Consider the following 24,703-nt stretch of genomic DNA (forward strand, 5'->3'; position numbering starts at 1 on the left):
AAGGGAGCACTTCTTTCGCCGCTTTTTGTGCGTAATCGCTTTCAAATGCCGCTTATTTTGCTATAATTCAAGCAAAGGGGGCAGCTGCATGGCACAGACATTTCGAGCGGATTACAATGATCCCACCGGTTATTTGAATATCGAATATGATCGTCGCATTGGATATTTCTCCATGACGGATGACCACCTACATGACCATTATGAGTTGTACTATCTGTTATCCGGTGAACGTATATACTTCATCAAGGACTGTACCTACCAGGTCAAGGCTGGTGACTTCGTATTTATCAACCGAAATACTGTTCATAAAACGATGGAGAGTGGAAGGCCAGACCATGATCGAATTGTTCTGTATATCAAGCCGGAGCTGTTCACGGAATTGGCTATTTTACCTGAGTTGGCTGAGGGGCTAAAGGAGCCATTCGGCTGGGATACTCCCATTCTCAGACTTCCTTCACAGGTAAGTGAGGCAGCAGATCGAATGGTCAGTGAAATGATTGATGAGATGGTTCATACCAGAGCTGGAAGCAGCCTGCTGCTGCGTCACCGATCCGTTGAACTGCTGTTGTTCGCTTATCGCAACAAACATCTGGGCACCGTGCATTCGGCCGACAGTGAGCCAGTTCTGCATCCCAAGGCTCAGGCTGTGGTACGCCATCTTAACGAAAACTATCATCAGTCTTTAGCGCTGCCTGAGGTTGCTGCATTGTTCCGAATCAGCCCGCATTATCTCAGCCGTCTGTTCAAACAGACCACTGGTTTCACGTTCAGTGATTATCTTAATCTGCTTCGGGTGAAGGAAGCGCAGCGTTTGCTGCGTGAAAGCGAGGATTCCATAACGGAGATCGCCCTGCAAGCGGGATTCAGCAATTTTTCACATTTTGGAAAGATGTTCAAGCGGACGGTTCAGGTATCACCCAGAACATATCGGCAGGAGTACAGAGAAGCAGGTTCGATGGGAGCAGTGAAATAGGGTATAAAGAAAATCTCCGTACAGCCCTTTTTTATATTGCAGTTCAAGAGGAACCGGCGTATATTGAGGTTTATCTAAATTAGAAATAAATGGATAGACTGCAAGGACATTTTTATACATAAAGGAGATGCCGATGATACAGACCAGGTTGGAAGAATTGGGCATTGTACTACCTCAGGCAAGCGCGCCATCAGCGAAGTATGCCAATGCCGTAATAGTAAACGGAATCATGTATGTTGCCGGTAAAGGGCCGGATACGCAAGAACGTGGTAAACTCGGGGAGGATTTTACAACGGAGCAAGGATATGATTTTGCCCGAAATGCTGCCATTGAGGTACTGGCTGTTGTCCAGGAAGTGCTCGGTTCGCTGGATCGGGTGAAGCGGGTGGTCAAAGTGCAAGGATTCATCAATGCGACCGCCTCGTTTCAGGAGCACCATAAGGTGTTAAACGGTTGCTCGGATCTGATGCTGGATGTATTCGGAGAACAGGGCGTACACGCCCGTTCCGTATTTGGTGCTGTATCCGTGAGGGATAACTTGCCGCTGATCATAGATTCGATATTCCAGGTAGAGGAGTAGGGTTCATGACCAATTCGGATTCATTTAATCCGTTATTGCTGTCCTTTCCCGAAAGTTTTGATACACCACGTCTGACCATCCGTGCCCCGAGGTGGGGAGATGGAGCGGCAGTGAATGAAGCAATTCGTGAAAGTGCGGAACAATTGCGTTTGTGGCTGCCTTTTGCCGAGAACATACCTTCAGTGGAGGAATCGGAAGCGAATGCCCGCAAAGCCAGGCTGCAATTTCTGGAGCGTACCGACATGATGCTTCATTTACGTGACAAATTTACAGATGAATTCGTGGGCAGCAGCGGACTGCATCGGATAGACTGGAATGCACGCTGTTTCGAGATCGGTTATTGGATCAGAACATCGCGTGCCGGTGAGGGTCTGATGACGGAAGCAGTCAGAGGCATCGAGCAGTTCGCAATAAACTATCTGGAGGCCAACCGACTGGAAATCCGCTGTGATGCACGGAATGTCCAAAGTGCCAAAGTGGCTGAGCGTGCAGGCTATACCCTTGAAGGTATATTGCGCAAGATGCGACGTGACAGTACTGGTGAGCTGGTGGATATGATGGTGTTTGCGAAGGTAAGAGGCCATGAGTTTGAATAGAATAGTTTGAAATGAGATCAAAATGAATTGGAAAATGGTTTATAAAGAAAGGATGGCTTGTTGAGGAATAAGCGATTTGGCTGTTCTTCCGGGCCATTTTTTGTGTGTACATTTTCTGGTTACTGTCCAGAAGCACATGGGTACAGAAAGATATAAAATGGAAGCAGGAAGTGTATCATTTTAGGGGGAATGAAAAGTGAGACGGATTGGGCAAGGAAGAACGGCTGAGATCTATGAGTACGCATCAAATCAGATTATGAAGTTATACCATGCCGATTTTCCAGCTGAAGCTGTCCAGAATGAGTTTCGAATTACCGAGGCAGTATTCCAAAAGGGCTTACCTGTGCCACAGGCAAGGTTGTTTATGGATGATGGATCGCGCAAAGGGATTATATTTGAACGGATTGAAGGCAACACGATGTTATCCCTCATGTTTCAGGAGCCCGTGTTGATCGAAGAACTATCTCGTCAAATGGCAATCTGTCATCATAGCCTACACGTCGAGCAGGATGATGCAGGAGCACTCCCCACACAAAAGCAGATTCTTACTGGAGCCATTCGAAATACCTCTCTATTATCGGAAGAGGATAAGACGCAGGTAATTGCTTATCTGTCGTCTCTTCCAGAGCGAAAGCAAATTTGTCATGGCGACTTTCATCCCGACAATGTTATGTTGAATGAAATGAGAGATCAATATTGGGTTATAGACTGGATGACAGGCATGTCGGGTGATCCGGCGGGTGATGTGGCACGCAGCTGGGTAATATTAATGAGCGGCACGCTGCCGGAGGATATGGACCCGGCTGTTCATAGGAAATTTGAATTGGCTCGCAATGTAATGCTGGATCATTATATTCAACATTATATCCAGATTTCCGGGATATCCCGCCAGGAGTTGGATGCTTGGATTCTGCCTGTCGCGGCTGCACGTCTGGACGAGAGGTTACCTGCAGTGGAAGCGGATCAGTTAATCAAGCTTGTGCAGGATCGTATTCGTCTGCTGAAATGACATATTTAGTTTAACTAACAAGGATAACGAGGTGAAGAGATCCATGCTGCACTCATTAAAGTCCATACAATCTTACAAGTCAGGCCAGCTACCGGAGGCGAAGCAACCACAGTGGCTGCAACTGCTGGCAGCGGCGGAACAGCCGAATATTAACCTGGAACGTATTCATTCCATAGCAGAGCTGGAAGGTACGAACCCGGTACTGGATTATGTAGAACGCACACTTCAGGTGCTGGATCAGCTTGAGGTTTCTTTTTGGATTCGAGAAATTTTGGAGGATGTGCTGGTCTGGTCGGAAACGGCAAAGGCGGGATCACTGAAACAGCGCAGAAGTTGGCAGAAACAGGGGGTTAACCTGTTCGTGCACAATGTGGGTTCAGCCCAGCTGTACAACATGTATGGAAGTGTTGAAGATTTGCAAGGCAAGCAAGGTAATTGTGAGGAGAAAGATGCATCACGATCGGAATCCCCGAGTGATTTTTTAAATGATCTTCCAAGTGATAGTACACAAATTGCACCATCAGCACATAGTTCATCCACACCACGGGATGAGATCATTCGCACCCTTATTGCCACACACGGGCATATTGGACAGTACATAAGAGGAGAAATCCCGTTTGCTGAAAATGCTCCGCTGCATTCGTTCATAACGCAAGGGTGGCTTACCTCTGATGAGTTGCAGGCCATCCTGATGGCGCTGAATGAATGCGTTATTGCAGGCGTTGACCTGGCACTGTGGAATCAGGTTCAGCCTGAAGTGCAGCGTATCGTGGGCTGGATCATGACAGCTCCGGATCATATTGACTGGAATGTGAAGGAGCGGCTGTCACGCTTGCGGAGCTCGTCTATACGTCAAGGAGAAGCGATGGATGAAGCATATGCCAAACTTCAAGCCCAGCTTGAGATAGAGAGACTTCTCGCTCCTCTGGCTCATCGGACCTTATGGTATGTGGAGTCAGCGATGCATGATTTTTCGTTGCAGGAGATGGTTAAGATCTTCCTTTTGACGCTGAGCAGTGAAGCTATGGTGCTATCTGTAGATAATTCGATGACGAACAGCACAGGCAGAACTACGGAAGAATCAGACAGAAATTCGACTTCGCGGGAGCAACCATTGGATGTGGTAAGGCATATCAGCTTTGAACCATTAATGAACACGATGTATTACGACTACAAGGGTGTCAAGAAACTGAATATTTACAAGAAACGAATGATCGAAAAGTATTTGGAGCAGTATTCGTGGGCGCAGATTGAAGCAGGTGAGACGATCACTTACCCTCACTTGACACATCGAATTAAACGGCATCTGAATTTGGGGGATACGGTATTTGTAACATTTGAATTTTCCCCGGCGGCGGAGAAGCTGATTGCGTTCTGTATTGAAGCAGAAAAGTCTCCATTATATGAGAAGGCTGTTCTGCTGTTATTTGATCTGTTCGGATTGCGACGGGATGCGTATGATCGGTTCCATAATGAAGAGACGTATCTGGCGGACATGAACAGCTCAGGTGATTACAAGAAAGTGCTGCTGGATTATATGGTTGGCAAACGTGTGCTCGATATCGGTCCCGGCGGTGGAATCTTGCTCGATCTGATTGAGCAGGAACGACCTGAGATGGAGCCAATTGGCATTGATATTTCAGCGAATGTCATAGAGGCACTGGAGCGTAAAAAGCAGCTTGAGGCACATCGCTGGCAAGTATTGAAGGGGGATGCTCTTCAACTGGATCAATACGTGCAGCCAGGCACGGTGGATACGGTTATTTTTTCATCCATTCTGCATGAACTGTATTCGTATATTGAACGTGATGGCCGGAGGTTTAACAGCGATACCGTCGTTGCTGCACTGAGAAGTTCGTTTGACGTGTTGTCCCCAGGGGGCCGAATTCTGATCCGGGATGGCATTATGACCGAACCCGAAGCACAGAAGCGCCGGATTCGTTTCCTTGAACCGGATGGGATGCGGTGGCTGGAGCGGTACGCACAGGATTTCCAGGGACGCAGCATTGAATTCGAGCGGATCTCCGGGAATGAGGCGGTATTGGATATCAACGATGCGATGGAATTTTTGTACACGTATACTTGGGGTGAAGAAGCATATGTCCATGAGATTCAGGAGCAATTCGGCATATTTACCCCGTCGGCATATAAGGACTGCATTCGCAAAGCGCTGGGTGATCAAGCAGAGATCATTACGTTCCGGCACTTTCTTCAGGAAGGATATACGGAGGCGCTTGGAGAACGAATTATCTTTATGGAGGAAAACGGTCAACCTGCACCTTTGCCAGACAGCACCTGCCTGATCGTCATTGAAAAGAAGAAAGGAATGGCGGACAGATGAAGAATGAAGCCAATACGGCTTTATATTTTGTAAGGCACGCGGAGTCTGAATATATGGAAGGGCAGGAACGCGAGCGTGGTCTGACGGAACAAGGTAAAAGGGACGCAGCCACCGTCGCGGGTTTGCTCCATCGGGAGCAGATCCAGTTGTTTTATTCCAGCCCGTATAGACGGGCCGTGGATACGATTCAAGGATTGGCCGAAGTGTCAGGCGGCATTGTGGTCACCGAAGAGAATTTACGTGAGCGTGAGCTGTCAGGTCCTGAAGTGAAGCATGAACATTTTCGGGAAGCCAAACAAAGACTCTACGATGATCCCGCGTTTGCTTATGCAGGTGGAGAATCCGGGGAAGTCGCCGTGTCACGGGCAATCACTGTAATACAGCGAATTCTCGATAGGCATCCGGGGCAAAAAATAGTGATTGGCACCCATGGGGATATCATGACGTTGATTTTCAATTATTATGATCCGTCCTATGGTTATGACTTCTGGGTAAATACAACGATGCCGGACATCTACAAGCTTGAGTTTGATCGTGAAAGCAGGTTGGTTCAGATAACACGATTGTGGGAAGAACAGGTTTAGTTCTCTAGGTAACACGTTCTAACGACGATAGGAGGCGACTATACTGAACCTCAAGTTGATAGGGTCCGTTTTGGAGCAACAAATCCGTTTTAATGACAATAAAAGTTTATTTTATAATCGGGGCAAGTCTGCATTAGGGCCATCTCCGCGAACGTTGTGCTGGCTATTGGAGTATCGCGCTCAAGTGGCAAAAGCATTAGAACGTATTTTTGCAGATGGATTACTCAATCATTTTACAATTAAACTAGCTGAGCAAGGAATCCGCCAATTTATCCAGGTGAACCAGTTTATGCAGTTTACGAGCAAAGACAAGTTGCAGCTGGCAGAATTATATAAAGATCAATTTATGCGGATCTGGTCTCTTTTAAAGGACGAAGAGGCTGAGGAAGGGGTAGTGCAGCAGTTTTTCCAGAAGCATTATCAACACCTAAGAACATTTCTAATACAGACCAACGGCGAGGAATTGTTTAAAAAATATGCGATGGATCCACATCTGTTCTGGGTGCCTTGTGAGGAGTACTCGGCGGATCTGCAGGTATCCTGGCTCGGTTTGGATGTAGAGGACCTGCATCCGCCTGTGCTTGATCTTGGTTGCGGTCCGCAGGCCAATTTGGTCCAATTTTTACGTGGTAAAAAGATAGAAGCCTATGGGATGGACAGACAGGTGGAGGAATCGGAGGATCGGCCGTTTTTGCGACGTATGGGCTGGATGGAATCTTCTTTTGAAGAGGAACAGTGGGGGACAATAATATCCCATTTGGCATTCTCCAACCATTTTACACATCATCATCTCAAGGCAGACGGCGAACCAGAAGCATATGCTCAGAAATATATGGAGCTATTAAGAGCGCTAAAACCAGGAGGTTCCTTCTTCTATGCGCCGAGTGTTCCTTTCATAGAGTCATTCGTAGATCAACTACCCGAGTATTTTGTATGTCGAACCTGGATAACACCAACACAGCAAATGACGAGAATTACGCGGCTGGACTAGATGAAAAAGGGGATAAAGCGCCAAATGAAGATTACGTTTATGCCGGATACGTATACTATTGAAGAGTTGAAAGTCCCTGAATTGCACGATAGGACGTACTGCATATTTGATCTTGAAGGCACGGGGATTAATCCGGCAGAGGATAGTGTGACTCAATTTGGTACGATGTATTACAAAAAAGGGGAATCATTAGATTCATCATTCACTTCACTTGTACGTGCCTCTAAACCGATTCCAGAAGCGGTGGCGGAGTTTACGGGGATTTCAAATGAAGCGTCTTGTGATTCCCGAGATGTATTTAACAGCACCGATTGGAGGAGAGAGGCCAGATGAGTAGAGTGGACGCGGATAAATTGCTGGCTGATATGAAGGAGGGGCGGATTGTTGATCAGCAGACATTCGAAGGGCTGGATGTGGAAGCCTATCTGGATCAACGGGATGCTTCCGAATTTGCCGATGAGTGGATGCAGGCATTTAAACGATTTGCTCAGAAGTCTGACGTCGTGGAGGAAGAAGTGCTTCGTGCATGCAGGGAACTGGCTTTCAAACGAACGATTGCTCTTGCGGGCGATCCTGAACTTGCGGGATATGTCAGTGATGATATTGGTTTGATTGGTGCTGCCCTGTTACAGGACGAAATGGAGGATTCATTTGTTATGCAATTGCTTGAACGTTATCAACAAGGTACATTGCCCCTGCGTTAAGCGGGGGGGAGGGTCAGTGTATTCTTCACGTTTGTATAAAAAAATAGCTTCAAATGTGTATTGTGGGTCTTACACAGCATAAGGTACAATTCATCTAAGCATCGAGTGAGAATGATAATCATTATTTATAAAAATGTGTTCTCACCGATACAACAACAGATTACATAGGGGTGAAGAGTATCATGGTAAGATCCAGTAGAGGGTTCAAAGGGTGGACGATCATCCTGCTACTCATGGTTGTAGTTATAACAGGATGTGGGGCAAACTCCGAGTCAAAGGCAGAACAGGCTCCTGCATCTGGGACCGCAGTATCGGATGGAAGTACATCTGAAACAACAGAAAAAGAAGCAGAGACGCGTGTCGTTCAGGATGAATTCGGTGATGTGACGATTCCGGTGCATCCGCAGCGGATTGCTGGTATCTATGTGGAGGATTATCTCAAGGCTCTTGATATCACACCTGTAGTACAGTGGTATAATCCGATGTGGGGTGTGCAGGAATATCTGGACCTGGATGTGCCACAATTTGATACTACAGGTAGCATTGAGGCTTTGTTGCAGTATGATCCGGATCTCATCATTGTGGATGGTGGAGTGGACATGGAGAAATATGAAATGTATTCAAAGGTGGCACCGACGTACCGCCTGCCAGAAGACATTTTGCAGGATTCCAATCAAATCTTGACGACCATTGCCGATGTTGTTGGTAAACCAGACAAGGGTAAAGAAGTTGTTGCGACATTTGAGGCCAAGATTGCAGACGCTAAGGCGAAGCTTCAGGAAGCAGTCGGGGATGAGACCGTAGCGGTTGTCCGACTGAATATCAGCAATAATACATTGGCATTGTTCGGCGTGAAAAATCGATTTACCGGATTTATTTATTCAGAGCTTGGTCTAACGCCTCATCCACTGGTCGGCAACATGGAAGAATATCAGGAAGTCCTTTCTGAAGAGGCTTTTCCAGAGCTTGATGCGGATCATATTATTGTATTTCCGTCCAATGGAGAATGGTCATCCCCCGAGAACAAGGAAGCTTTGAAGGTGCTAGATAGCAAGTTGTGGAAATCTCTTCCGGCAGTTAAAAACAACCAGGTGTACATGATGGAAAGGTCATATTGGCAATCAGGTGCGATTACGGCAAACACAATGAAGATTGATGATCTCTTGCAAAAAATGACGCTATAAGCCTTCTCCATAAGAAAGTTCTTCCCTCAGGGTTGAAGAGCTTTCTTTTTTCGTTTACACTAATTCAAATGATAACAATTCTCAATTGAGGAAGATGAATATGTGTCCCACGATTGTACAACTAATTCCCAAGCCCTGGTTATGCTTACTTCGACATATAGAATACGTAGATCGCTATAAGCCCAATATACTGAAACGGCTCGCATACCCGATGTCTGACTCATATTCCTTATTCGTTGTGACGTGTGGAAATGGTTCAATGGCCTGCTCGGACAGGGAAATCCGTATGGAAAAAGGAATGATTATATTTGTTCCCGTTGGAAAATCCATTGTAATCGAAGATTCTACTGGGACTGAAAATGAATTGCAATTTTATAAACTGGATCTGACGGTGGCTGAGGTGAAAGAGGGTACTTCGAACCGTATGAAAATTGGAGATACTACTGAGCAGCATGGATTTGTTAAAGGGATAGATATCCAAGGATCGTTATCTCTTATCGAGCTGAATTACAGTCCATGGAGTTCCTGTTTGGAACCCTTGGCACAATTATTACGCCAACAGACAACTTGTGATTGGCTGGAACAGTGGGAGGTACAACTACGCTTCCAGGAATGGTTCAGGACCTTGCTTCGGCAAAGTGATCCCGAGAACGAGGAACCGAATGATCGCGTACGGCTTCAACGTTCCATTCGTTATATTCGCGAACACTATAATCAGGCCATAACGGTTGACGATTTAGCGGCTGATATCCGGCTCACCAGGGCCAGTTATACTCGACAATTCAAAGAAATTACGGGTAAACTTCCGCTTGACTATGTGAATGCTGTTCGGTTGGAACGCTCCAAACAGCTACTGCAACTGACGGATGATCGTATGCATGATATTGCTCAGAATGTCGGATTTAATAACGAGTATTATTTCGGCCGTCGCTTTAAGCAGTATGCTGGCATTTCACCAGGATTGTATCGTCGTCATCATCGTCAAGACGCGCGTGTATTTGCACCTTATCTGGAAGACTTCGTACTGGCCCTTGGAGTAAGGCCGATGTTGCAATATTCCCATCGTTCCTGGGGCAGACAACACTATTTAGGATTGGATGATGTACCGGAATTCGATGTGAGCCAGCACGATGCCCAGTTTAATGTGGCAAATACCCCCGAATTTATTATGCTGAACAAGGGCTTTGAAAGATGGAATCTGGGGCGCTTCGAGCAGGTAGCACCGACGTTTTACCTGGAACATTGGGGTGAGGACTGGCGTTCCATTTTGAAATCCACCGCGGATGTGCTGGGAAAGGTAAGCCGGGTGCAGGATGTAATAGGTGATTATGAGGAAAAGGCGCAGGAAGCCAAGAAACTTTTGACACGACATATGCGTGGAAAAACCGTCGCTTTTTTGCGTATTTCTGCATCGGAAATTACACTCTATGGGAACCAGTTCGGTTACGTAGGTCCTGTATTGTATCAAGATCTAGGATTAACTCCGCATTTCTGTGTACAACAATGGGCACATCAAAGTAGAAGAATCAGCATTGAGCTGGAGCAGCTGAGTCAGCTTGAGGCAGATCATCTCTTTATCACATTTGACAATATGGATTCTGCCTATCCCCGAGAGGAGCGGAAGCTCTTGGAAAGTGATGAGTGGAAGAGGCTGCCTGCAGTAAAAAGCGGTCATGTATATGAGGTGGATTTTATGACCTGGATGAACTATGGTGTGATTTCCCATGGGAAGAAGATTGATGATATATTGCGGTATTTGGGCTGAATTAGATAACACGGGAGGACTAAATTATTCTTAACTGACCTCTTTGATCAATTCCTCGTTATTATTTCGCACATTACCTACTGCAGAATCCACCTTGTATGCTATCATTTCATCGGCCTCATACGGGCTGAGAAGCCTCAGAACGCTTTCCTTGTCCGATTCCTTGTTTAGCCAATCCGCTTCATCTTGCGGCCGGAGAATGACTGGCATACGATCGTGGATGTCCGCCATAAGACGGTTAGGTTCAGTAGTAATGATAGTGCAAGTTGAAAGCTTTTTACCTTCTGGATCAATCCAAGTATCATATAGGCCAGCAAGCGAGAAGATGGAGTCATCTTTCATTAAAATCCGCATTGGTTGCTTTACGGATCCATCCTTTTTCCATTCATAAAATCCCGAGCATGGGATAATACAACGCTTGGAACTGAGCAGGCGTTTAAAGGCTGGTTTCTCTGTGAGTGTTTCTGCACGGGCGTTAATCATCTTATTGCCTATTTTTTCATCCTTGGCCCAATTAGGAACTAGACCCCATCGGAGCGACCCCAATCGATTACCGTCTTTGCTACCGATAATTGTCGGGATGAATTGCATTGGCGCAGCGTTGTAATTAGGTTTGTACTCAAATCCTTCAGCAATAGAAGCATAGTACCTGTCCATAATTTCTTCGATTGGATCTGTAATCGTGAATCTTCCGCACATATCGAAGCCTCCTTTAAAACGCTATAGTACGTAATTTAACTCAAATCTTTAACGTTAGAAACGGGTAATATGTGGTGCTGCATAGCCAATAAAAGTGAATATGCAATAAATTAGATGATTTTTATAAATCAGCATAAAACTGGATGCAGGTAGGTTTGCATTTGAGTAAAATATATAGAAAAAAGCCTGTTCACTACTGAACGGGCTTTTTGGTGTGATATTCCTTTTGAGCCAGAAGATTCAGTTTTTCTCCATAACCGCAAAGTAATTGTTTTCGTCATCTGCAAAGTTGAATACTCTTCCGCCAGGCATCGTTACAATCTCGCCAACCGTAACTTGTTTATTGGATAAGTGAGTGTAAAGTTGATCCAGGTTATCTGTGAAAAGCATAAGAGATGGTGTGCCAAGGTTTAATTCAGGGGACATTTTGGCAACGAATTCTTTGTCGTGCAGGATGATGGTGGTTTGGGCATCCTTCACAGGAGCAATCTCGATCCAGCGCATGCCATTCCCATTGACTTCATTAACAACATGGAAACCTGCTTTTTCCGTCCAAAATTGAAGAGCCTTGTCCTGATCGTTTACATACAACATAATTTGCCCGACTTGAGTAAACATTGATTTACACTCCTTATATACGTAGTTGAATCATGGGTGAAGCTTTTTAGATTGAGTCAAGCTTTATATTACCATATATGAGCACACGCCATACAACTTCAATTCAGGCACAAAAAGAGGAAGCAAATGTCCTTGACTGCCGCATTGCGACATACCATTAGATAAAGGATAATTCGAGCAACCGAATTGCCTTTTAAGCACAGCCATGTATTGGCAGATGGGAGCGCTGTAATGACGAAACGGGTAGTTCTATTGGAAGAAGGTACGGCAGAGATGAAAGGGCTGATGGGCAGTAAAGGGGCTGGACTTGCAGCGATGCTCCAGGCAGGTTGGCCCATTCCGGCCGGGTTCATTGTAACAGAGGAAGGCTGTCGCGCGTTCTGTACCCGTCGTGCACCTCTTTCAGCTGAAGGAGCCCAAGAGATTGGCAGCGCAATTCAGCATCTTGAGCAGCAATCCGGCAAATTCTACGGCGATTCCTTAGCACCGCTGCTGCTTGCCGTCCGGTCAAGTGAAACGTGTTCCCGTAATACAGCTTCTCAGGCTTTGCTTCATGTAGGACTGAATGATGTGACGGTGGAGGGGCTCGCAAGGCAAACCAATGATCGTCCGTATGCCCTGAATTGTTATCGGATTTTTTTGCAGGATTATGGTCAGCTGGTACACGACATTCCGTATGCCCTTTTTGAAGAAAAATTGGAAGACATCTCGATACTCGATGAAGCGAACCTGGAATTCGCCATCGCGGAATATAAACGTTTAATAGAAGAGAAAGGATATCATCCTTTCCCTCAGGATGTACAGTTACAGTTAAAAGAAGCGATGCGGGTAATCTCTGATGCACATCGTGTTCTACGGCCCAATTCCCAACAAGAGCTTCTTCGGAAATCCTCTCATTTCTCGGATGAAACTCAAGGAGCAGCTGTTCTTATACAGATGATGGTCAATGGCGAGCGTGGTGACCACAGCGGGATCGGCACGGTATATTCCCGTCATCCGGGTACAGGGAAACGAGGCATGACAGGTGATTACGTTTCATCTGCTGCATCCGAAGGCTTGAATAAAGGACTGGATGAGCTGCAGAGAGATGAGCCCGAACTGTATGCTCTGCTGCAGGATGCTTGCCGTTATCTGGAGTCCCGCACGAATGAGGTACAGGAGATCCAGTTTGCTGTGGATTCAGGGGCGCTGTATCTGGTGGAAATCAGTGAAGCGAGGCTAACCTCGAAGGCTGCGCTGAGGAGTACTGTAGATCTCGTGGATGAAGGGATTATTACCAAGGAGGATGCAATATTACGTATCCAGCCATGGCATGTGACGGAAATGCTGAAAACATCTTCAACTTTATTACCAGAGCTGCAGCTTCTGCTCGAATGGGCTGATGAAATGAAGGCACTTACAATACTATCGAATGTGGATCATCCCAAGGACGCCATGAAGGCCCGCGCGTTAGGGGCTGAGGGCATTGGCTTGTGTCGGACAGAACAATTGTTATTGTCTGCTTCGAGATTTCCTTTTGTACAGAGAATGATTCTGGCAGACAGTGAAGCTGAGCGCAAACGCGGACTGGAACGTCTGCTGCCGATGCAGCAGGCTGATTTTGAACAACTCTTCGAAGTGATGGATGGTTATCCGGTAACCATTCGATTGCTCGATCCACCGCTGCATGAGCTGCTGCCTGATATTGAAAGGTTAAACGAACGACGTGAGCATTTGGCTCTCAGCAAATTAGAGGAAAATAACACCGAAGTGCAGGAGCTTGATCGTGTAATCCGCAGAGTGCTGGAATTGCATGAACAATATCCGTTGCTAGGACAGCAGGACTGTCGACTGGGAACCGTGTTCCCGGAAATCTACGATATGCAGCTTGAAGCAATCTTTCGTGCAGCGGTGAAGGGTATCCGCCAAGGGCTGTGGGTGCGGCCCGAAATTATGATTCCTTTGGTGGGGCATGCCAATGAACTTCAGGATATGAGAGAGCTGGTGGATCATGTAGCGGACCAGGTGCTTGGAGAGGAGAAGCGTCACTGTCTCTACAGAGTAGGCGCGCGAATAGAAGTTCCACGAGCGGCACTGACCGCAGCACATATTGCCCGACATGCGGACTTCTTCTCGTTTGGCACCGATGACCTGACACAGATGACGTTCGGTTACAGCCGTCACAATACGGAGAAGTCATTCCTTCATTTTGCCGAGCAGCAACGTTCACTGCCCAGCAATCCATTTCAGGTACTGGACATCGACGGGGTGGGGCAACTAGTGGAGATGGCTCTCGTTCAGGGCCGAATTCGGAAACCGCATCTAAAAGCAGGCATCTGTGGTGAGAATGCAGCCGATCCGGCTTCCATTGCTTTTTGCCACCGTATTGGTCTGGATTATGTGAGCTGTCTGCCAGAACAGGTGCCGCTTGCCCGTATCGCTGCCGCACAGGCGGCACTCCTTGCCGAGAAGCAGAATCACAACGAAAACAGGCAGGACGTAGATATATCGACGATAGCTTAAGCTTTCTATATCCCCTCATGGAATACAAAGCATAAAACTGTTATACTGAAATATGCGTTTTGTAAAATGAACGTAAAAATTTCAGATAAGGGTTGAAAGCGACCATGTTTAATTCCAAAAATGAGCGGACCTCATCACGGATCTTATTTATCGTGTTATTTATTCTTATGCTGCTGAAGTTGTCACTTTTGCGGTATTTCTTTTTCCAGGGTCTGTCCGGCATCGGTTTCGTTACTGACGCATTGGGGGCCCTGACCGTGGTATGTATCCTCGATCTGATCGTGCCAAAAGGCTGGAAGCGTGCAGTGTACGGAGGCTTCAATGTGTTGTTCTCGCTGGTATTATTCGCGGCGACACTCTATAACGTACATTTCAGTTCGGTTCCCACATATACGGCGCTGAGCGAGATCGGCCAGGTTGCTCAGGTGAGAGGAAGTATCGGACCTTTGGTACGACCTGAGCACTTCCTGTTTTTTGTGGACATCGTACTGGCTGTACCGGTATGGTTTATCCTCCGCAGTCGTCGTACCTCAGGCCGCAACAGCAGCTATCGCGACAGTGGACTCCATTTCGGCAGAAGCCGGAGACGGTACTGGGGCAAGTTGGGAGTAGCCCTGACCGCTGCGTTCTGCATCACGCTGTCGGGCAGTTTCATTGTTAAAGGTGAAACGATTGATAATGAGCTGGTTCGTGCCGAAAACCTCGGTTTCCTGAATTATCAGGTGTCATCAGCGATACTGACGAGCAAAGAGAATGAAGCCATTGCGAATGGCAACATTAATGAAACGATCGACAAGATTAATCAACTGGTTAGCAAGTATCCGTACCAGGAGAAGTCCAGTCAGGGCACGGCGATTAAAGCCAAATATTTTGGTCAGGCCAAGGGAAGCAATCTGATTGTCCTCCAACTGGAGTCATTTCAAAATTTCCCGATTAATGCTTCCCTGGACGGTCAGGTATTAACTCCGGTTCTGAATGATCTGGCTAAAGAAAGCTATTATTTTTCTCATTTTTTCCAGCAGATCGGACAGGGAAATACATCGGATGCCGAGTTCATGTCGAACACTTCCATCTATCCAACCGGGGTTGTACCCATGTCAGCAGGGTATAGTGACCGTGATCTGCCAAGTCTGCCAAAACTGCTTGGTAAAGAAGGATATGAGTCGGAGACGTTCCACGTCAATGACGTCACCTTCTGGAACCGAAACAAAATGTATCCGGCGCTTGGATTCAATCGGTACTTCGACAAGCCCAGCTTCGAGAATGATAAGTTTAATGATTTTGGACCATCGGATGAGGAGCTATATCGTGTAGGTATGGAAAAAATGACTGCACATCAGGCTGCTAATCAGCCATTCTATGCTCAGTTCATTACAGCATCCAGCCACTCGCCGTTTACGGTTCCAGCGGACCGAGCTAGAATTACCATCCCGGCCACAATCACCAATACGTTGCTGCACGATTACCTGCAAGCGATCAATTATACGGACTATGCGGTAGGTCAGTTGATCAATGAACTCAAGGCGAACGGATTATGGGATAACACAACACTTGTGATATACGGGGACCATTTCGGTTTGCCAGCAAACGATGAGATTACACAGCAGATCCAGACCAATCTGGGCGTGCCATATGACGGTAAAGTAAGTCGTTTCAACATCCCGCTCCTGATCCACACGCCAAAACAGGCAAAAGGGCAAGTCATTGAACAGCCTGGCGGTCAGTTGGATATCATGCCAACGGTGTTGAACCTGATGGGAGTTTCCTTGAAGGAAGAGAAATTTACAGCCTTTGGCCACGATCTGCTTAACATGGATCACAATGCGTTCGGTATCCGGTATTACTTGCCGACAGGTTCGTTTGTGAATAATGACATAATGTTTATTCCGGGTGCGGGCTTTGATGATGGAACAGCCTACTCGTTAAAAACGTATGAACCCGTCACGGATCTGGAGCCGTACCGTTCGGATTATGAGCACGTGCTCAGCTTGATGAAGCTGTCTGACGAGTATGTAAAGCTATTGCCCAAACGTGCACCGTAATTAAATTTTTTTCATGTATGAAGCATCATAACGTCACTGGCTCAGGAGCTGGTGGCGTTATTTGTTTATTTATCGTACATCCTAAACGTGTAATGAAAAGGAGATGTTCTTTGAAACTGTAATTAATAATGTTACAATGGAAGCTGCAGCCATTAACTCAGATCACGAAAGGAATGAATATAGATGAAACTTAGTGTACTAGAACATGGACATATTAATGAAGGACGGACGGTACAGGATACCCTTCAGGAAACCGTAACTCTTGCCAAGCATGCAGATGAGCTGGGCTTCTCCCGCTTCTGGATGTCGGAGCATCACGGCAGTGGGGCACTGTCATTTTCCAGTCCGGAAGTTATGATTGCGCACGTTGCAGCACATACAGATCGAATTCGGGTAGGTTCAGGTGGCGTGATGCTGCCTCATTACAGTGCATATAAAGTCGCCGAGAATTTTCGTTTGCTGGAAGCGCTGCACCCCGGCCGAATCGACCTTGGAATTGGCAGAGCACCAGGGGGAATGCCTATTGCAAGCAGAGCCCTGAATGAAGGAAAGTCATCGAATGTACAATTCTTCCCGCAGCAAATTGCCGATCTGGGTGGGTATTTTCATGAACAGCTGCCGGAGGATCATCGGTTTGCTTCCTTGGTTGCCGGACCATCCGTACCCACCGTTCCGGAAGTATGGCTGCTCGGCTCCAGTTCCGAAGGTGCGCGAATTGCTGCGGCACAAGGGACCGCTTATGCATTTGCCCAATTTTTCGGAACGCCGGGTGGAGAGGAAGCGATGAAGCATTATCGCCGACATTTCAAGCCTTCCATCCTGAATGACCAACCCCATTCCATGATTGCGGTGTCGGCATTCTGCGCGGAGACTGAGGAAGCGGCCGCTGAACTGGCTCGCAGCAATGAGCTCTTCTTCTTGCGGCTTGGGCGGGGTCTGGAGCAGAACTCCTTCCCATCTCTGGAAACGGTGAATAACTATCCATTTACGGCCATGGAGATGGAACAGATCCGTCAACGTCGTTCTTTTTCCATCGTGGGTACACCGGATCAGGTGAAGGACAAAATTACGGCAATGGCTGATCGCTATGAAGCGGATGAGGTTATTATTGCGTCAGCGATTCATTCCTTCGAGGATCGTTTGCGTTCATTCAGTCTGATAGCGGAAGCCTTTGGTTTAAAGCAGGATTAATTGGTACTGAACGGGAATTAGTATTCTGAACTAGCTGGAGCCTTGTCTTACAAGGTTCCGGTTATACTCTTGCGTGATCAGGGAGAGGAGAGATTCATATTCGCAGATGTGTCATTAGTGATATTCATGGCTGTTACGACGAATTCAATACGCTGCTTGAGCTTGCAGAATACGATCCTGAGCAGGACGAGCTGATTTTGTTGGGTGATTATGTGGACCGCGGGCCGAAGAGCAAAGAGGTCGTGGAACAGATCATGCAGATGCATGAGAAGTACAACATTATTACGATCAAAGGAAATCATGATGCGATGATGGTCAAGGCGCTGAACCATGATGTCGAGGAGTATGACAAACACTGGATTCGTAATGGCGGTTTACAGACGCTGGCTAGCTATGTCGAGGTTTCTTTGGATCATGAGCAGTTGGACTGGGATGCTTATACTGAAGCCAAGCATAGGCTGCGTACACACTATGAGCATCATCTTCGTTTTTTGGAGCAGCTTCCCCTTGTATACGAAATTCCTGGTTATATCTTTGTACATGCCGGAATTAATCCGGAGGTGGAAGATTGGCGGACCCAGTCAGAGCGTGACTTCATTTGGATTCGGGAGCCGTTCTATTCAAGACCAACCTCGCTCAAGGAGACGGTGGTATTCGGTCATACGCCAGTCAAAAATTTGCATACTGAGCCAGGTGTCTGGTTTGACCCCAGCGGGGACAAGATTGGCATTGATGGTGGATGTGCTTATGGTGCTAGATTGAACTTGCTTGAGATCAGTGAAGACGGAAGTGTACAGGTCTTTTTTGTGAAAAGAGGAGAGACCCGTCAGGGTCCCGAGGCTTAATCCACGTTGCGAATTTCAAATAAAGCATTTTAAACAAAAATATAAATCAAATCCTGTTGAAGCTCTGACCTTTTACTTTTTGGAGAATGTGGATTGGTATACATACCGGCAATGGATCGAAGCTGGGGGGACGGCAGAGTTGTGTATTCGTTTACGGAATGATAATCATTATGTAAGCCTAACTGAAGCTATCGAAAGGGCGGAACAGAATTTGTGCTCACTGTGAGTATAAAGGCAAGACCCTGACACGCTGACATGAATTTGTAATTAATTCGCTGTAAAGGGATTGGAATTAAGCCTTATTAACGCTATAATCAGTAAGGGTATGATTGAAACATTACATTTTATTCATCTAAATCAGAATTGACGGAGGGCTATTAATATGGAAAAAGCATTAATCTTCGGTCACAAAAATCCCGATACGGATACGATCTGCTCGGCCATTGCCTATGCAGACTTGAAAACAAAATTGGGTCAAGACGTTGAGGCTGTTCGACTCGGCGAAGTTAACGGCGAAACTCAATTTGCATTGGACCAATTCAAAGTGGCAGCGCCACGTCTGATTAAAACAGCAGCCAATGAAGTAAACAAGGTCATCCTGGTTGACCACAACGAACGTCAACAAAGTGTCAGCGATATTGAGGAAGTGACGGTTGTTGAAGTTATCGACCACCACCGGATCGCTAACTTTGAGACAAGCCAGCCTTTGTATTTCCGTGCAGAACCTGTAGGTTGTACAGCAACCATTTTGAATAAATTGTACAAAGAAAACGGCGTGGAAATCAGCGCACCGATTTCTGGTCTGATGCTGTCCGCGATTATTTCGGATTCCCTGTTGTTCAAATCCCCAACATGCACAGAGCAGGATGTAGCAGCTGCAAGTGAACTGGCTGCCATTGCTGGTGTGGATGCAGACAGCTATGGTCTGGATATGCTGAAAGCGGGCGCGGATCTGAGCCAGAAAACGATTGCTGAACTGATTTCCCTGGATGCCAAAGAATTCGTAATGGGTCAAGCTAAAGTGGAAATTGCACAAGTGAACGCGGTTGACGTGAATGATGTGCTTGTGAAGCAACCTGAGCTTGAAGCAGCGATTGAAGCGATTATTTCCAGCAAAGGTCTCGACCTGTTCGTATTTGTCGTAACGGACATCCTGAACAACGATTCTGTTGCATTGGCATATGGTGCTTCCACTCAAGCTGTAGAGAAAGCATACAATGTAACATTGTCGGATAGCAGAGCGGTGCTCAAAGGCGTAGTATCCCGCAAGTCGCAAATTGTACCGGTTCTGACCGAAGCTTTCAACTCGTTGTAAGACGAACAAGACGCACAAAACCGACGTATAACCATTACGTCCAGATATACGATGAATATTCAGTTCACAACATCCAAGCCTGCTCTTGATCTGTCATAGGTCAGGACAGGCTTTTGTTGTAGAGGAGGATGTACCATGATCAAAAATGAAAAGATTAAAGCGACTGAGGTCCAACTGACCGGCCTGAACGGTGAGGATCTGGGCATCATGTCTACCCGTGATGCGCTCGCACTTGCGAAGCAGTACAAAGTGGATCTGATCTGTACGTCTCTAATGATAAGCCCGCCGCCATGCAAACTGATTGGTGCTGGTGCAGCGAGACAGGAAAAGCAGCAAGAGAAGAAGAAAGCTGCGAAATCACCCGACAAACGCAAAGTGAAGGAGATTCGGCTGAACCTGCAGATGGAAGACCACGACCGGGAAACCAAGCAATCTCAGGCAGAGCGCATCCTGACGAAGGGTGACTCGGTCAAGCTCGTCATCCAGGTGCATGGAGCCAAGGAAGGAACAGCAGGCAAGGAATGGGCAGAACAGCTATGCAAATCTCTGGCTGAGTATGGCAGTAAAACGACGGGGGTTCAGGTAAGCGGCAAACAGGTCGTTGTGCAATTGGACCCCATTGAATAATAACGATGAATGAAATTAACTAACAATGGAACGGTGGGGCTATCCAGTCGTTAATGAACTGGCTGTCCCAATTGCTCCAAAACCCCCGAGAAGCAACAGTGGACCTGCTGCTTCTCGGGGGTTTAAGCATGGAATATCATTAAACCCTGCTGAACGAACTTCTAATGACCAATACACTTCAAGCTATGTCAGGTTCGCAAGTAGCGGCTGCCGCCAATACGCACATACAATTGTCCCGGCAAGACCGGGGTAGAAGAGGCTGTCTGTGAATTTCCGTTGTTACCGTTCTTGGCATATCGGGACAGATATAAAAAGTCTGGATAAATGACCGTATCCATTAAATAGGCTGAAACTGTACTTCCAGGAATACGATTTTGGTTCAATGAACGAATGATTTCTTCCCCGCTTGCAATCCCGATTCCATGTCCATAATATGAATTTTCACGCAGCATAATGGTATTCTCTCCCTGCCACTCTGGTGTTTCAGGGGAAACGTCCGGATTTTTGAAGTACAATACATCTCCAGGAAGCGCAGAGTTACTTCCGTTCTTTTCCGTTAATCGCAGATCGCTGTCATAGTGCCAGTCATAGAGCAGCAGGTTGCGAAACAGGGAATTGAAATCATCTTCCCGAATGCTGTTCAATACACCGCCATACAGAACAATTACAGTCGCTGTTGCGCATTCAAAGGCATACAAATGACCATTCTTCCAAATGTCCCGGATTCCCTGCGCAGGCGTCACCTCACCCCTTAGCTCAAAGCCTCCTTGAGCATTTCGATTCCAATAGGCCGGGTTACACCTGGATTTCTCGAATGAGGCGAAGCTGACACCACTACGATCCAGTGCTTCCGCTGCATCAACCAGAGACTCCCGCAGTGTCCATTCAAAGTGAAGATGATCCATGGATTGATAGGTGTATACTGTGGGACTGTTCTGTAGTTGCTGTAACCAGTGCCATGCAAAAGCAGACCAATCCGAACGCACCAGCTCAATCGGTTGATTCGCAACAATAATCATATTCATAACCTCCAGTATCATTGGGATGTTCAGCCTTGTACAAACGGGGATGCACGCGTTATTCTGTAGTATATGACGCCAGTTGTGCGGTTTTGTATGTCTGCAGGTGCAGACAGCATGAACACACGATAAGAATGTCGATTATGGCCTGGATTTTTTGTTCAACTCGTTTATAAATCATTACATTTGGGGTACTACTCTTATAGATGAAGTTATGTTCAGGTCGATCTGTTCATACGGAATATATTCAGATTCCTAATAAAGGAGGATATGCGGTGTCGAATCTAATTGCAGAGAATCGCTCTCTGTTCGAACAGTTATACACACATGCACCGATCGGCATTGCTGTTGCCTCGCATGTGAACGGACGTTGGCTCCAGCTTAATCCGGCATTTTGCGAGATGTTGGGATTCAGTGAAGATGAATTGATTAACGCCCCTCTCGTACATATGATTTATGAGGAAGACGTGGAAATGGGGCAATTTAGATCCCACTTCTGGGATATGACCAACGGATTAAGTCTGATGTATGAAACCGAGCTGCGGCTTAAGCGCAAGGATGATTCTCTTCTGTGGGTGACGGTAAGAGCCTGTATCGTCAGGGATGAACCGAGCGGTGAGCCGCTTTATTTGCTTGTTCAGGCAGCGGATATTTCGAAGCAGAAGGACGCGGAGAATCGACTGATTATACAGCGTGAGCAGTTGGAGGAGAGCAGCCGAATCTCAAGATTACTGGCTGAATCCTCGCTTGACCTGATTGCCATACACCATGCCGATCCGGAACGAACGTTCAAGTACGTATCTCCAGCCAGCACAAGCATGTTGGGATATGATCCGGAAGAAGTTATTGGTCAATCTGGCCTGTTCTGCATTCACCCCAACGATGTGGCTCTGGTCGAGGCTTACGTGGCTGCTCAAATTCAGGGCCTTGCCCCTGATCGAATCAGCTATCGGCTCCTGCATAAGGATGGTTCGGTTGTATGGGCGGATACCATCTCTCAGTATCTATATGACAAGCAGGGAAATCTGCAGGAAATAATCGCGGTGACCCGTGATATTACAGCGAGCAAGCAGCAGCAATTAAGTCTTCAGGAATACCAGTCATTGTTTGACTGCAACCCTCTAGGGGTTGCTTCATTAGATTTGGACGGAAACTTGCTGAAGGCCAACACAGGACAGGAGCAATTGACAGGCCATACCAGGGAGGAGCTTCTTAGCAGACCCTTTGATCATCTCATTGACCCGGTGGACCTGGAGAAGACGAGGTATCACTTTGAAGAGACTGTAAAAGGAAACGCACAGCGCTATGAAGTAGGGCTGATTCACAAAGACGGGCAGCGCATTGAAACGAGTGTAATTAATGTTCCGATTTTGCTCGAGAATCGTGTTGTTGGCGTCTATGGGATAACCAGTGATATTACGGAGTCCAAAAGGTATGTAGAGGAGATTGAAAATCTCAGTAATGAACGGGCATTGATTCTCAATGCCATGTCTGAGGGAGTTATTGGCCTGGATCAGAACGGAAACCTGATATTTGCCAATCCGATTGCAACGGAGATGATGGATTTCTGTCCGTCTGAAATGAATGGAAAACCACTTGAAGAGATTATGTTACAAATGCAAAGTGAGGGTATTCCTTATCCGTCCAATGGTAATCCGATTCTCCAAGCGGTACGTGAAGGGCGAAGCCTGCCGCGATCAGAGTCAGTCTTTTGGAAGCAGGATGGCTCCAGCTTTCTGGCGGAGTTCCAACTGAAACCGATTATGGATCAGGGAGACAATCGTGGAGCTGTACTCGTTTTTCGCGATATGACATCGGTGAAGGACATCATTCGTGCCAAGGAAGTGGCAGAGCATGCGGACCGGGCCAAGTCAGAGTTCCTGGCGATTATGAGTCATGAGCTTCGTACACCATTGAATGGAATCATGGGAATGGCTCATCTGTTAAAAGAAACAGAGCTGGATGAGGAGCAGAACGGATTTGCCGATATTATCATCGACAGTGGTGAATCACTGCTGCATATTCTGAATGAAATTTTGGATTTCAGCAAGATTGAAGCAGGTAAAATGGATCTCGAACGCCAGCCAGTTGATATCAAAGCCCTTCTTGGCGGGGTCATGGAACTATTCGCGCTTAGAGCTTCCGAAAAAAATATTGAACTATACTGTGAAATGTCCGAACAGATTCCCGAACGCGTAAGAGGCGATGAAACACGGATTCGTCAGATTTTAATTAATCTGGTAGGCAATGCCGTCAAATTCACGGAGAAGGGAAGCATTCAGGTTCACGCGAACGTTAAGCCAGCGGGATTATACGATGAGAATCACCTTCTCTTGTCAGTTTCAGTCAAAGATACCGGGATTGGCATTCCGTTCAACAAGCAGCATCAACTGTTCCAGTCCTTCTCTCAGCTTGATCCGGCTATCAATCGCAAATATGGAGGCACGGGCCTCGGGCTGGCCATCAGTAAGAAGCTGGTGGAACTGATGGGCGGTGCCATTGGTGTACAGAGTGAGACAGGTGAGGGAGCAGATTTCCATTTCACTTTGTTACTTGAACGATGGCAAGATGAGTCCACGGATCGGATTGAAAAGGTGGCTGATCACGACCTGAAGCTGGATCGAACAAGTCTGGCAGCGGGCATTAAAATACTTATAGTTGAGGATCAGTCATTAAACAGTCATTTGCTGGAGGAAATGCTTCGGAAGCTCGGCGGTGTATGTGATATCGTGGAGAACGGTGCAGAAGCGGTGGAAGCATTGGAAAGGGAATCATACGACCTTCTGTTTATGGACATCCAGATGCCCGTTATGGATGGGATTGAAGCAACAAGCAGAATTAGGCAAACCCATCCTGAAATCCCGGTCATTGCTGCCATCACCGCTTTTGCAGGGGCGAACGACCGTGAAGCCTGTCTGAGATGCGGCATGCAGGATTTTATCAGTAAACCGTTCAGCTCTGCGGAAGTTAGTCGTGTATTAAACACATGGGTTCCGTTCATTCGAGCAAAGCACGAGCGCTGATGAGCTCCAAGTGCAACTTATCGAAAAAAATAACCTGCCCTGAAATTTCAGGGCAGGTTATTTGCGTCTTTCATGGGTGTTGTTAATCTAATCGC

General features: G+C 46.8%; 21 protein-coding genes. 18 read left to right on the forward strand and 3 right to left on the reverse strand.

Annotated features, from left to right (window positions below):
• Positions 1 to 88: 88 nt before the first annotated feature.
• The 11 genes from P364_RS0119820 to P364_RS35495 all read left to right on the forward strand — a co-directional run bounded on the left by P364_RS0119820 (position 89) and on the right by P364_RS35495 (position 10,727).
• The gene (locus P364_RS0119820; protein ID WP_024631821.1) at positions 89 to 973 is read left to right on the forward strand and encodes an AraC family transcriptional regulator; all 885 of its coding nucleotides are present in this window, start codon (positions 89 to 91) and stop codon (positions 971 to 973) included.
• A gap of 133 nt (positions 974 to 1,106) precedes the next feature.
• On the forward strand, positions 1,107 to 1,553 hold the full coding sequence (locus P364_RS0119825; protein ID WP_029881131.1) for a RidA family protein: 447 nt from the start codon (positions 1,107 to 1,109) through the stop codon (positions 1,551 to 1,553).
• Between the two features lie 5 nt (positions 1,554 to 1,558).
• Positions 1,559 to 2,149 (forward strand): GNAT family N-acetyltransferase, encoded by a 591-nt coding sequence (locus tag P364_RS0119830; protein WP_024631823.1) that lies wholly within the window; start codon positions 1,559 to 1,561, stop codon positions 2,147 to 2,149.
• A gap of 196 nt (positions 2,150 to 2,345) precedes the next feature.
• Positions 2,346 to 3,158 (forward strand): phosphotransferase family protein, encoded by an 813-nt coding sequence (locus P364_RS0119835; protein WP_024631824.1) that lies wholly within the window; start codon positions 2,346 to 2,348, stop codon positions 3,156 to 3,158.
• A gap of 43 nt (positions 3,159 to 3,201) precedes the next feature.
• Positions 3,202 to 5,499, forward strand: coding sequence for a class I SAM-dependent methyltransferase (locus tag P364_RS0119840; RefSeq protein WP_024631825.1), 2,298 nt, complete (start codon positions 3,202 to 3,204; stop codon positions 5,497 to 5,499).
• The gene (locus P364_RS0119845; protein ID WP_024631826.1) at positions 5,496 to 6,083 is read left to right on the forward strand and encodes a histidine phosphatase family protein; all 588 of its coding nucleotides are present in this window, start codon (positions 5,496 to 5,498) and stop codon (positions 6,081 to 6,083) included. The genes P364_RS0119840 and P364_RS0119845 overlap by 4 nt, the downstream gene beginning before the upstream one ends.
• A 184-nt stretch (positions 6,084 to 6,267) precedes the next feature.
• On the forward strand, positions 6,268 to 7,074 hold the full coding sequence (locus P364_RS0119850) for a class I SAM-dependent methyltransferase (protein ID WP_052016691.1): 807 nt from the start codon (positions 6,268 to 6,270) through the stop codon (positions 7,072 to 7,074).
• Positions 7,075 to 7,098: 24 nt separating this feature from the next.
• A complete protein-coding gene (locus P364_RS0119855; protein ID WP_024631828.1) occupies positions 7,099 to 7,407 on the forward strand; it encodes an exonuclease domain-containing protein in 309 nt (102 codons plus the stop codon).
• Positions 7,404 to 7,778, forward strand: coding sequence for a hypothetical protein (locus P364_RS35490; protein WP_024631829.1), 375 nt, complete (start codon positions 7,404 to 7,406; stop codon positions 7,776 to 7,778). The genes P364_RS0119855 and P364_RS35490 overlap by 4 nt, the downstream gene beginning before the upstream one ends.
• 182 nt (positions 7,779 to 7,960) lie before the next feature.
• Positions 7,961 to 8,962: an ABC transporter substrate-binding protein gene (locus tag P364_RS0119865; RefSeq protein ID WP_024631830.1), complete on the forward strand. Its 1,002-nt coding sequence runs from the start codon at positions 7,961 to 7,963 to the stop codon at positions 8,960 to 8,962.
• Positions 8,963 to 9,248: 286 nt separating this feature from the next.
• Positions 9,249 to 10,727, forward strand: coding sequence for an AraC family transcriptional regulator (locus tag P364_RS35495; protein ID WP_236642182.1), 1,479 nt, complete (start codon positions 9,249 to 9,251; stop codon positions 10,725 to 10,727).
• A gap of 30 nt (positions 10,728 to 10,757) precedes the next feature.
• On the opposite strand, the gene P364_RS0119875 is transcribed toward P364_RS35495, so the two are convergent.
• Positions 10,758 to 11,426: an SOS response-associated peptidase gene (locus P364_RS0119875; protein ID WP_024631832.1), complete on the reverse strand. Its 669-nt coding sequence runs from the start codon at positions 11,424 to 11,426 to the stop codon at positions 10,758 to 10,760.
• A gap of 240 nt (positions 11,427 to 11,666) precedes the next feature.
• The gene (locus P364_RS0119880) at positions 11,667 to 12,044 is read right to left on the reverse strand and encodes a VOC family protein (RefSeq protein WP_024631833.1); all 378 of its coding nucleotides are present in this window, start codon (positions 12,042 to 12,044) and stop codon (positions 11,667 to 11,669) included.
• A 231-nt stretch (positions 12,045 to 12,275) separates the two neighbouring features.
• Between P364_RS0119880 and P364_RS0119885 the strand changes: the two genes are divergently transcribed.
• From P364_RS0119885 to infC, 6 genes are all read left to right on the forward strand, one after another.
• On the forward strand, positions 12,276 to 14,546 hold the full coding sequence (locus tag P364_RS0119885; protein WP_024631834.1) for a putative PEP-binding protein: 2,271 nt from the start codon (positions 12,276 to 12,278) through the stop codon (positions 14,544 to 14,546).
• A gap of 104 nt (positions 14,547 to 14,650) precedes the next feature.
• Positions 14,651 to 16,588, forward strand: a complete 1,938-nt coding sequence (locus P364_RS0119890; protein ID WP_024631835.1) for an LTA synthase family protein — start codon at positions 14,651 to 14,653, stop codon at positions 16,586 to 16,588.
• A 183-nt stretch (positions 16,589 to 16,771) separates the two neighbouring features.
• Positions 16,772 to 17,779 (forward strand): LLM class flavin-dependent oxidoreductase, encoded by a 1,008-nt coding sequence (locus P364_RS0119895; protein WP_024631836.1) that lies wholly within the window; start codon positions 16,772 to 16,774, stop codon positions 17,777 to 17,779.
• A gap of 113 nt (positions 17,780 to 17,892) precedes the next feature.
• The gene (locus P364_RS0119900; RefSeq protein ID WP_328285966.1) at positions 17,893 to 18,624 is read left to right on the forward strand and encodes a metallophosphoesterase family protein; all 732 of its coding nucleotides are present in this window, start codon (positions 17,893 to 17,895) and stop codon (positions 18,622 to 18,624) included.
• A 382-nt stretch (positions 18,625 to 19,006) separates the two neighbouring features.
• Complete coding sequence (locus P364_RS0119905) at positions 19,007 to 19,939, forward strand: manganese-dependent inorganic pyrophosphatase (RefSeq protein ID WP_024631838.1); 933 nt, start codon at positions 19,007 to 19,009, stop codon at positions 19,937 to 19,939.
• Between the two features lie 135 nt (positions 19,940 to 20,074).
• Positions 20,075 to 20,566: a translation initiation factor IF-3 gene (gene infC, locus P364_RS0119910; RefSeq protein WP_024631839.1), complete on the forward strand. Its 492-nt coding sequence runs from the start codon at positions 20,075 to 20,077 to the stop codon at positions 20,564 to 20,566.
• A 188-nt stretch (positions 20,567 to 20,754) separates the two neighbouring features.
• Here infC and P364_RS0119915 read toward each other — a convergent pair whose 3' ends face one another.
• Entirely contained in the window at positions 20,755 to 21,585 is an 831-nt protein-coding gene (locus P364_RS0119915) for a protein-glutamine gamma-glutamyltransferase (RefSeq protein WP_079344188.1), read from the reverse strand.
• A 275-nt stretch (positions 21,586 to 21,860) separates the two neighbouring features.
• On the opposite strand from P364_RS0119915, the gene P364_RS0119920 reads away from it, so the two are divergent.
• Positions 21,861 to 24,608 carry a PAS domain S-box protein gene (locus P364_RS0119920; protein ID WP_024631841.1) on the forward strand — a complete coding sequence of 916 codons (2,748 nt, stop codon included), beginning with the start codon at positions 21,861 to 21,863 and terminating at the stop codon, positions 24,606 to 24,608.
• Positions 24,609 to 24,703 lie beyond the last annotated feature (95 nt).

This window comes from Paenibacillus sp. MAEPY2 (assembly GCF_000499205.1).
GTDB lineage: Bacteria > Bacillota > Bacilli > Paenibacillales > Paenibacillaceae > Paenibacillus > Paenibacillus vandeheii.

What these genes read in the sequence shown, in the direction of transcription:
- P364_RS0119820 (WP_024631821.1), top strand. Translation starts at nt 89, where the DNA reads ATGGCACAGACATTTCGAGCGGATTACAATGATCCCACCGGTTATTTG.
- P364_RS0119825 (WP_029881131.1), top strand. Translation starts at nt 1,107, where the DNA reads ATGATACAGACCAGGTTGGAAGAATTGGGCATTGTACTACCTCAGGCA.
- P364_RS0119830 (WP_024631823.1), top strand. Translation starts at nt 1,559, where the DNA reads ATGACCAATTCGGATTCATTTAATCCGTTATTGCTGTCCTTTCCCGAA.
- P364_RS0119840 (WP_024631825.1), top strand. Translation starts at nt 3,202, where the DNA reads ATGCTGCACTCATTAAAGTCCATACAATCTTACAAGTCAGGCCAGCTA.
- P364_RS0119845 (WP_024631826.1), top strand. Translation starts at nt 5,496, where the DNA reads ATGAAGAATGAAGCCAATACGGCTTTATATTTTGTAAGGCACGCGGAG.
- P364_RS0119855 (WP_024631828.1), top strand. Translation starts at nt 7,099, where the DNA reads ATGAAGATTACGTTTATGCCGGATACGTATACTATTGAAGAGTTGAAA.
- P364_RS35490 (WP_024631829.1), top strand. Translation starts at nt 7,404, where the DNA reads ATGAGTAGAGTGGACGCGGATAAATTGCTGGCTGATATGAAGGAGGGG.
- P364_RS0119865 (WP_024631830.1), top strand. Translation starts at nt 7,961, where the DNA reads ATGGTAAGATCCAGTAGAGGGTTCAAAGGGTGGACGATCATCCTGCTA.
- P364_RS35495 (WP_236642182.1), top strand. Translation starts at nt 9,249, where the DNA reads ATGGAAAAAGGAATGATTATATTTGTTCCCGTTGGAAAATCCATTGTA.
- P364_RS0119875 (WP_024631832.1), bottom strand. Translation starts at nt 11,426, where the DNA reads ATGTGCGGAAGATTCACGATTACAGATCCAATCGAAGAAATTATGGAC.
- P364_RS0119880 (WP_024631833.1), bottom strand. Translation starts at nt 12,044, where the DNA reads ATGTTTACTCAAGTCGGGCAAATTATGTTGTATGTAAACGATCAGGAC.
- P364_RS0119885 (WP_024631834.1), top strand. Translation starts at nt 12,276, where the DNA reads ATGACGAAACGGGTAGTTCTATTGGAAGAAGGTACGGCAGAGATGAAA.
- P364_RS0119890 (WP_024631835.1), top strand. Translation starts at nt 14,651, where the DNA reads ATGTTTAATTCCAAAAATGAGCGGACCTCATCACGGATCTTATTTATC.
- P364_RS0119895 (WP_024631836.1), top strand. Translation starts at nt 16,772, where the DNA reads ATGAAACTTAGTGTACTAGAACATGGACATATTAATGAAGGACGGACG.
- P364_RS0119905 (WP_024631838.1), top strand. Translation starts at nt 19,007, where the DNA reads ATGGAAAAAGCATTAATCTTCGGTCACAAAAATCCCGATACGGATACG.
- infC (WP_024631839.1), top strand. Translation starts at nt 20,075, where the DNA reads ATGATCAAAAATGAAAAGATTAAAGCGACTGAGGTCCAACTGACCGGC.
- P364_RS0119915 (WP_079344188.1), bottom strand. Translation starts at nt 21,585, where the DNA reads ATGATTATTGTTGCGAATCAACCGATTGAGCTGGTGCGTTCGGATTGG.